At 53.5% G+C, this 7,043-nt stretch carries 7 protein-coding genes; all 7 read left to right on the top strand.

All coding sequences use genetic code 11. The features are described from left to right. Nucleotides 1-195, top strand: a 195-nt coding sequence (locus tag BLT02_RS17625; RefSeq protein ID WP_207649432.1) for a hypothetical protein, incomplete at its 5' end; no start/stop codon positions are given. A gap of 220 nt (nt 196-415) precedes the next feature. Beyond that, nucleotides 416-1,063, top strand: a complete 648-nt coding sequence (locus tag BLT02_RS16460; protein WP_092998069.1) for a hypothetical protein — start codon at nt 416-418, stop codon at nt 1,061-1,063. A 4-nt stretch (nt 1,064-1,067) separates the two neighbouring features. Beyond that, on the top strand, nt 1,068-2,303 hold the full coding sequence (locus tag BLT02_RS16455) for a 2-hydroxyacyl-CoA dehydratase family protein (RefSeq protein ID WP_175453914.1): 1,236 nt from the start codon (nt 1,068-1,070) through the stop codon (nt 2,301-2,303). Beyond that, entirely contained in the window at nt 2,300-4,003 is a 1,704-nt protein-coding gene (locus tag BLT02_RS16450) for a 4Fe-4S binding protein (protein WP_092998063.1), read from the top strand. The genes BLT02_RS16455 and BLT02_RS16450 overlap by 4 nt, the downstream gene beginning before the upstream one ends. 22 nt (nt 4,004-4,025) lie before the next feature. Beyond that, the gene (locus tag BLT02_RS16445; RefSeq protein WP_092998060.1) at nt 4,026-5,414 is read left to right on the top strand and encodes a 2-hydroxyacyl-CoA dehydratase; all 1,389 of its coding nucleotides are present in this window, start codon (nt 4,026-4,028) and stop codon (nt 5,412-5,414) included. A 5-nt stretch (nt 5,415-5,419) separates the two neighbouring features. Next, the gene (locus BLT02_RS16440; RefSeq protein WP_092998057.1) at nt 5,420-6,202 is read left to right on the top strand and encodes an acyl-CoA dehydratase activase; all 783 of its coding nucleotides are present in this window, start codon (nt 5,420-5,422) and stop codon (nt 6,200-6,202) included. A 3-nt stretch (nt 6,203-6,205) separates the two neighbouring features. Further along, a complete protein-coding gene (locus BLT02_RS16435) occupies nt 6,206-6,853 on the top strand; it encodes a hypothetical protein (RefSeq protein WP_092998054.1) in 648 nt (215 codons plus the stop codon). The last annotated feature ends 190 nt before the right edge of the window (nt 6,854-7,043 follow it).

The following is a 7,043-nucleotide window of genomic DNA, read 5'->3' as shown; positions in this document are numbered from 1 at the left end:
GGACCATGTTTCCTGCATATTTCAGATATCGGTATGCCACTTCATGATTCCAGCGGAGGTTGTAGAGCCTCTGTCGGCTATAAAGATCTGCTTTCTGCCAGAATCCTTTTGTCTGCCAAGCAGTCTGCAGAAGGCACCTTTTTCGTCCATTTCCCGTATACCCTGAAGCTCGGCATCCAGAAAAATGTCATTTAAGAGGTCATAAAAGGTATTCAGGTGTACCTGGTTTATGCCTTTACGCCCCTTAATACAATTGATATGACTAAACTCATCAGAAGGATTATAAAGAAGATTGACGCGGGAACCATCTGCTCCAATAAGCTGCAGAGAAAAGGCTGCCCTTATGACGATTTTGTAAGGCAGTGACGCAGCAGTCGGGCATCCGGGATACCGGTCTTTAACAGGAGGTTATGTGGTGAGAGGAAAAATTATTTCCTGTTTTGCTGCAGGGACATTCAGTGTGTGTCTGCTTTACAGCAGTATATCCCAGGCTTTGAGAGGCCAAAGTCCTGCCGCTGAGGCAGCAGCAGTCTGGCAGATCACACCGGTTGCGATTGTCGCCAGCGAGGATACAGAGAAGTCTCCGGAGGAAACAACAGGGGAGCAGCAGCTGTTTCCGCCGGAAAACAAGAATGACAGTCAGGATTATAACTCTGAAAACAGCGTTTCCGATGGGCAGTTCTCCCAGGGAGGCAGGCACGGCAAAGGAGGCGGACGGCGCAGAAGACGGAATATGGATATAGCTCCGGACAACAATAACAATACTGAATCATATTCCGATTACGGCAATACTCAGTTTGAAGAGGAAGAAGAGGATTCCGCCCTGAAAGAAAGCTCCGAAAGCGCAATCGTACAGCAGCAGGAAGAGCCTTCCGGTGATGAGCCTGTCCTGCAGCAGCAGGAAGAGCCCTCCGGTGATGTGCCTACCCTGCAGCAGTTCTTATCCAAGCTGCGCTGCGGAGGCTGCCATCATAACTGTATCCTGCTTTCTCCCCGATGCATGAAAGGCCGTTCCAAGGCCGAAAATGCAGCTATTGAATATCAACAAACCTACGGGAGCTGAAATAATGAAAAAAATGAACGAAGAGATTTGCTCAGCACTGGAGCAGGCAGGACGGGAGCACTGCGGCTTTCCGGAAGTGGACTGGTTCCTTGACAGGCTGGAAGGCTCTTTCAGCGCAAAGACACTGAATCAGGAAAAACCTTCCCTGATCGTTCTGGGGGAAGATTTTCCCCAGGAACTTGCAATGGCACTGTCGGATCACACACGTTTCATTCTCGGAGGAAGTCTGGAGACGACTCACTGGTCAGACGCCCTGCTTCCCAGGGACGCGGATCCGGTCAGCCGTTCCGCCTGCGGGTGGCTGTTGAACGACAGATTCAATCTTGCCCGGGATGCAGTAGTGGTTATGGTTCTTTCTTCCGATAACCGCCGGAAGCTGGCATCCCTGTTCCGGGAAAATGGAATCAAGGTTGTCGCGGCGGATATTCCGCCGCGTTACGACACTGCTGAAGCCAGGGTTGCCTGGGTTTCTGAAATGCAGAGGGCAGCGGAGATAGTATCATCCCATACCCGCGTACGTTTTTCCGCCCGAAGGCTGAATCAGGCGATTCGGCAGAAGGAACAGGTCCGGCGGGCTGCGGCAGCATTCAAATACACTGCCTGGCAGGACGCAGGGTGCATGTCTCCTGCTTTAAGGGACATGATTCTGGAAAGCGTCTGGTATATTTCTGACCGCCGGGAATGGGCGAACCATCTGCATACTCTCACAATGCAGATCAGAAACCGGACCAGGCAGTATTATCATCAGCAGGACCGGCGTCCCTGGGTTCTGATGGGAGGGTCTCCTGTGATCTTCCCCAATGAAAAACTGCCAAACCTCCTGGAGGCCTCCGGACTATATCTGGCGGACCGGGTGGACTCAGTGGCCTTGCAGTTTGATATTCCCTCTGCGGTTCGTGGGCATTCTGTAAACAGGATTCTCGGGCGGATGGCCGAGCTTCGTATGGGGATGGAAACATCCGGGGCCTGGATCACAAATAATGGATTGTTGTCCGCAGTGCAGGAAAGGCTGGACCGCCTTCCTGTCAGTGGAATCGTCTGGCATGTGCTGAAAGGCCAGATTGAATATGATTTTGAACTGCCGAAGATTGAGGCAATGGCTTCCGAATATGACGTTCCGGTGATTCGTCTGGAGACGGACTATCAACAGCAGGATGTGGAACAGCTTCGCATCCGCCTGGAGGCCTTTGGGGAAATGCTTCGCCAGAGGAATCAGGAAAGGATGAGAATCGCGCAATGAAAACGAAGAAGATACTGACTGCGCTCCTGACCGCTCTGGTGCTAGCTGTTCTGGCGTATTTCGCTGCTGATATACCCTTCTTCACCTGGCAGGAGCCGTTGGAAAGAGCATCTCTGCAGTCTGTGAACGATGGTCAGCAGCTTTCTTTTTCATACAGCGGAGATGCCCTGACTCTCCACGGGGCAGGCAGTGATGTTACAGCCTACGGGCTGACCCTGGAAGGTATGGCTGAAATCCCGGAAGGGCGCGCGGCATCTTTTCCCGCGGACAGCCTGGGAACCCTGGCTGCGGTCCGGGACCCGTACACGGCGGATCTTGACGGAGACGGGGTGGTCGAAACGGTGATCGAAGCAGCCAAGACAGACATGGAATATACCCAGGAGTATGTGTCCGGCGGCAATGCTTTTCTGGACAGCCGCCTGCCCTTTGAAGCCGCAATGACGGATCGGAGCAAATTCACATTTACCCTGAACGGCAGTCTCCTGACCGACGTCGGGATTACAGCCCTGCTTCACGACGGAGAGCAAGTCACTTTGACGACGGACGGGAGCGGCTCTGCTTCCGCGCTGTCACTGAACGATTTTCGTTCCGGGGTGACCTTCCTCTATCACCCGGACGCGGAGCACACATACCTGCTTCATTATCTCTGGGAGGACAATACAGTATTATCCCTGCGCTGGCTGCAGGCAATGATGCCCTTCACTATCATACTCGGAATCTCTCTGATATGTATTGTTCTGGATATTTTGCTGAGAAAGCACCTGTATCGCAGAAGCGGGGTGACTGCAGGCCGGACAGGAAAATCCGCTTTCGGTTCAGGACGAATCCGGCTGCGATTTGGCTTTTCAATGGTCCGGTGGATCATCATGGCCGTCAGCTTCGTGCTGCTGATCTGGGGAGGAAGGATTCTGGGGACAACATTTTCTTCCATCCAGCTGCCGGTTCTATCCTGTCCCTACAATCTGGATCAGGGCACGGGCGCGGGCTGCTACCTGTTCAGCCACCTGGATGTGCTGGCCGGATCGCCCGTGGATGAGATCCTCTGGTTTGCGGGCAGCTTTGTTGTCTGTGTCCTGCTTTTGGGAAGACTGCTGTGCGCTTTTGTCTGTCCCCTGGGCTTTGTGCAGGATGTGATTCATGAGCTGAGACAGAAAACACATACAGAGGGGATCCCGCTGAATGAGAAGCTTTACGCGTGGCTCCGCTTTATCAAATGGATCATGCTTCTGATCTTTCTGGGGATCGGACTTGTGGGCGGGAGCTTTTGTGATTTCTGTCCGGCAATTACTTTGTCACCCGCGCTGGCAGGTTTCAAGACCAGCCTGTATTTCAGCGGCTTCATGATGGTCGCGGTGCTTGTGAGCGGCTTTTTTAAACGGCGGTGTTTCTGCAATATCTGCCCTATGGGATACCTGCTTGGGCTGCCTCACCGGTTCAGCCTGGTCCGGCTCAGGAAAAACGCGGTCGCCTGTACGGAATGCGGAGCCTGTTACGAAGCCTGCCCTATGGGAATCAAGTCTATATTTACTGTGCGGCAGGGGGAAAACGAGCTGTCTATTGATGTGACAACTTCGGACTGCATCTTTTGCGGAGAATGTATCCGCCGCTGCCCGGAGGATGGGGCTCTGTTCATGACCCTGGCCGGGAAAAAGATCTGTACCGCGTCCCGGATGAAATTTATGCAGGATTATACTTCCTGACCCGGCAAGGAGGCCGCGGGCAATGAATGAGAACAGGAATAATTTACCGATGAATCCCGCTCAACTGCGGCAGCGGGAGCGTTTAGAGCAGAAGAACAAAGCAGCAGAAAAAATGCAGCGGCAGCAGGAAGTCTTAGAGCGGGAAAACAAAGCAGCAGAAAAAATGCAGCGGCAGCAGGAGCGTTTTGAGAGAAAAAGCACAGCGGCTGCGCAAAAGACGCTGCGGCAGATCAGGGAGCTCAGCCATAAACCTGATGCGATAGAACCCTTCCTGGAAACACTGGAAAACATTTTTTCAAACAGGAAGGATGTGCAGAGCCCGCAGGGCCTTCCCACTGTCGGCACTTATTGTGTCATGGTGCCGCCCGAAATCATCTATGCCCAGGGAGGAATGCCTGTGAAGCTTTGCGGAGGAAGCAGTACGGCCTTTGGAATCGGCGACGATACGGCTCCCCGGGATGCCTGTCCCCTGGTGAAGGCAGTCATGGGCTTTGAAGAAATCGGCACGATGCCGGTTTATCAAAACTGCTCTCTGATGGCTGTGCCGGTCACCTGCGACTGCAAAAAGAAACTGGCAGGATGGCTGGAAGAGCGGCGCCCCACTGCCATTCTCCATGTACCTGCCAACCGGGACCGGGACGAGGATATGGAGCGGTTTGTCGGTGAACTGTACCGTTTCAGCAGCCGGCTGGAGCAGATCACCGGTAAAGCCCTGGACTATGACAGCCTTTCGGACGCCTGCCAGATGACTGCGGATGCCCAGTTTCAGTTGTCAAGATTTATCGATCTGCGCAGGAAAAACCCCCTGATCATTCGCGGGACTTTTTCCATGGCTTTCATGAATGCCCTGAGTTACAGCTGGCTGCCGGAATGGACGGGACAGTTATCCGCGCTGAACAGGGAATTGGAAGGCCGGGCAAAAGCAAATGAAATGGCAGTGAAAGAAAACTGTCCCAGGATCCTGCTCACCGGCTCTCCCGTTATTTTTCCCAATTTCAAGCTTCCGCTGCTGATCGAAAGCATGGGCGGTCTTCTGGCGGCAGATGAAACCTGTATGGGTGAAAGAGGCTTTTATGACCCGCCGGCTGTTTGTGACCGGACCGTGGACGGAATGATACGCGCGCTTGCCAACCGTGCGACCCGGCCCTGCACCTGTCCCACTTTTACGGACAACCTGCGCAGAATCTACAGGATCCGCCAGCTGATCAGGGATTACCGGATCCAGGGGGTGATCTATCATGTGCTGCGGGGCTGCCTGGTCTATGACTATGAATACCGGCATCTGGAAGAAGAAATGGGAAAGCTGGGGATTCCTGTGATCCGGGTGGAAACAGACTATAACGATGAAGACGTGGAACAGCTGCGAATCCGCGTGGAAGCCTTCATCGAACTGATCAAATACGGAGGATAATCATCATGGGTGTATATGCAGGACTGGACGGCGGTTCAACTTATCTCAAGGCGGCCCTGATCGATCATACAGGCAGAGTGCTGAACACAGGTGTAAAGTCTACCGGTATAGATAACAACGGTTCGGCAAAGAAGCTGCTGGAGCAGCTGTGCAGAGAAGCCGGTATTTCACATATTGACTACACCATGGCCACCGGATACAGCCGTAAAATCCTCGAAACAGCCGACGACGATGTCAGTGAAATCACGGCTCATGCATATGGCGTCAGGATCACTGCCCCCGGAGGGTACCGCCCCGGTCTAATCGTGGATATCGGAGGACAGGACAGCAAAGTGATCTATCTGGATGATCGCTGCCGCGTGAAGAACTTTTCCATGAATGACAAGTGCGCCGCGGGCACCGGCAAGTTTATGGAGGTGATTGCCCAGATTCTGGAAACCACGATCGACCAGGTGGGACCTATCTCCCTGGAGAGCAAAGCTCCATGCGATATCAACAGCACCTGTGTCGTCTTTGCCCAGTCCGAGGTTATCTCCCTTGTAGCCAGGAAATACGACCGCAGGGACATTCTCGCCGGCATGCATGCCTCCATGGCCAGAAGAATCGTGAAAATGATCCGCAAAAACGAAATGGGCGGCGATATCCTCATGACCGGGGGCGGTGCCATGAATATCGGCCTTCGCCGGGCCTTTGAGGATGAGCTGATGAGGGATGTCTATGTGGCAGCCTATCCCCAGTTCAACGGTGCCATCGGAGCCGCGCTTATTGCATGTGAAAGGAGACGCTGAGCCATGTTGTTATCTCAGGCGCTTACCTCCGCAGCCGCAGTCGGGATCGGATGCGGAGCCGGCTGCGGCTCATCCGCATCCGCTTTTCTGACAACCTATGTCCTGTCCGAAGGAAAAAACATGCGTCATGCCATGTCACAGGTTGCTGCCTTCTATATCGGAAAGATGCTGGCAGTTGCCGCAGTCTGTACCGGCGGCGCTTTGCTGGGCAATACACTGATCACGGAAAACGGCGAACTGGCAGGCTTTCCCCTGCGCAGACTGGTTTCCCTGGCCATGATTATCATCTCTTTATGGCTGTTAAGATCCTGGGCAGGAGAACGGAAGGACTGTAAAAACTGCCGCCGTTGTTCCGCTGAAAGCCGCAGGATTCCCTCTTTTGCTGTGGGTATGGCATACGGCTTTTCCCCCTGCGCCCCGCTCATGATGATGCTGGGCTTCTCAGCTCTTCTCCCGGTTCACAGCGCCCTGCTCCTGGCGATTCTCTTCTCGCTTGCATCCTCCCTGATTCCTGCAATGATCACGCTGGCCCTCTCGGGCGCTCTGTCTGTCAGAATCAGCGCGCAGCTGGGATCGCGGCTGCCCTATTTTCAGTTGATTGTGTATGTTGTCTATCTTTTTTCCGGAATATATGGTCTGATTCAGGTTTGAATTCCGTTAAGGGAAAGGGACGGTTCTTCGGGGCGGTTCTTCGTTTCCTCCGCATCCGCGAGAGGCGACAGGGGACGGTTCGGAGACAAAGAACCGTCCCAATGACATTAAGGTATGAAAACAGAAAATAATAGTGTATTATTCAGGATAAGGTAAATTCAAACGGAACACAGCCAGTTCTCGGGTTTAC

Source organism: Sarcina sp. DSM 11001, from assembly GCF_900101015.1.
GTDB lineage: Bacteria > Bacillota > Clostridia > Lachnospirales > Lachnospiraceae > CAG-791.
Note: the sequence above shows the minus strand (reverse complement) of the source record. Positions and strands in the feature narration are given on the sequence as shown.

Bases quoted from the DNA above. Each gene is read 5' to 3' on its own strand.
- BLT02_RS16455 (WP_175453914.1), top strand. From the start codon at position 1,068: ATGAAAAAAATGAACGAAGAGATTTGCTCAGCACTGGAGCAGGCAGGA.
- BLT02_RS16450 (WP_092998063.1), top strand. From the start codon at position 2,300: ATGAAAACGAAGAAGATACTGACTGCGCTCCTGACCGCTCTGGTGCTA.
- BLT02_RS16445 (WP_092998060.1), top strand. From the start codon at position 4,026: ATGAATGAGAACAGGAATAATTTACCGATGAATCCCGCTCAACTGCGG.
- BLT02_RS16440 (WP_092998057.1), top strand. From the start codon at position 5,420: ATGGGTGTATATGCAGGACTGGACGGCGGTTCAACTTATCTCAAGGCG.
- BLT02_RS16435 (WP_092998054.1), top strand. From the start codon at position 6,206: ATGTTGTTATCTCAGGCGCTTACCTCCGCAGCCGCAGTCGGGATCGGA.